Source organism: Marinobacter changyiensis, assembly GCF_009193265.1.
GTDB classification, from domain to species: domain Bacteria; phylum Pseudomonadota; class Gammaproteobacteria; order Pseudomonadales; family Oleiphilaceae; genus Marinobacter; species Marinobacter changyiensis.
In genome coordinates this window covers 1-1,218 of the sequence record NZ_VZZZ01000016.1, presented here as the reverse complement: position 1 = coordinate 1,218, position 1,218 = coordinate 1, and the positions used below count along the sequence as shown (strand labels likewise).

Below are 1,218 nucleotides of genomic sequence, written 5' to 3'. Positions count from 1 at the left end.
TGACCTGCCCCCAATCACTAAACCACTCACTGCTTAGTAATGTCGGTTAATTTCGACCCTTTTCCCGTAGTCCGGTAGCCAGCGGCAAACTCCAGTGGTGTCTGGTAGCTCAACGCTGAATGGGGCCGGTTTTCATTATAGTCCCGTCGCCAGTTCCCGATGATCTCGCGGGCATGAGCCAGATCCCGGAACCAGTGTTCATTCAGGCATTCGTCGCGGAAACGCCCATTGAAGCTTTCGATAAAGCCGTTTTGCGTAGGCTTCCCAGGCTGGATCAGCTTCAGCTCAACCCGGTTGTCATAAGCCCACTGGTCCAGTGCTTTGCTGGTGAATTCCGGCCCCTGGTCTGTCCTGACAGCCTGAGGATAGCCTCTGAAGGCGGCTATGGCATCCAGAGTGCGGGCAACCTGATCACCAGAGATACCATTGGCCACAGGGATGTCGAGACACTCCTTGGTGAAGTCATCAACAATGGTCAGGCACTTTATCCGCCGACCGCACGCCAATGAGTCCATGACAAAATCCATGGACCACGTCTGGTTTGGCGCTTCTGGCAACACCAACGGCTGACGCTCCATGGCGATACCTTTGCGGCGCTTACGCTTTGGTACGGCCAGACCAGCCTCCCGATAAAGCCGGTAAACCTTTTTATGATTCACGTCGATTCCTTCCCGTCGCAACAGTTGGTGAACCCGTCGATAACCAAACCGACGTCGCTCATGGGCCAGTTCCGTAATGCGCTCACTGAGCACACTGTCGCCAGCCGCAACGGTGGAGCGGTAGTGAAACGAAGCGCGGGATAACCCGACGAGAAAACAGGCCCTGCGTTGTGAAATCGGCGTTTGCTCCTGCATCGCCCGCACGGCCTCGCGCTTGTTCTCGACGGTCAGTACTTTCGGTTGAGGGCCGCCTTCAGGGCTTCGTTGTCCAGAAGAGATTCAGCCAGCAGTTTCTTGAGCTTGGCGTTCTCATCTTCGACGGCCTTCAAACGGCGTGCCTCGGAAACCTCCATGCCGCCAAACTTCTTGCGCCAGGTGTAGAAGGTAGCGTCAGAAATGTTGTACTTGCGGCACAGCTCCTTCACCGCCAGGCCTGCTTCGGCCTCCTTCAAAATGCTGATGATCTGCTCGTCTGAAAATCGCTTTTTCATGTTCATCGTCCTCTGCTGTGATGAACATTACTAAGCTGAAAATGGTTAAGCCAGAGGGGAGCAGGTCA

At 55.1% G+C, this 1,218-nt stretch carries 1 protein-coding gene; it reads right to left on the bottom strand.

Going from position 1 to position 1,218, the window contains the following annotated elements; genetic code table 11:
• Nucleotides 1-26: 26 nt before the first annotated feature.
• Nucleotides 27-1,150 (bottom strand): IS3 family transposase gene (locus tag F6Y09_RS20010; protein WP_152208725.1). Its coding sequence is split into 2 segments (ribosomal slippage): nucleotides 27-892 and nucleotides 892-1,150, totalling 1,125 coding nucleotides; the frame shifts between segments, so codons are not numbered across the junction.
• Nucleotides 1,151-1,218 lie beyond the last annotated feature (68 nt).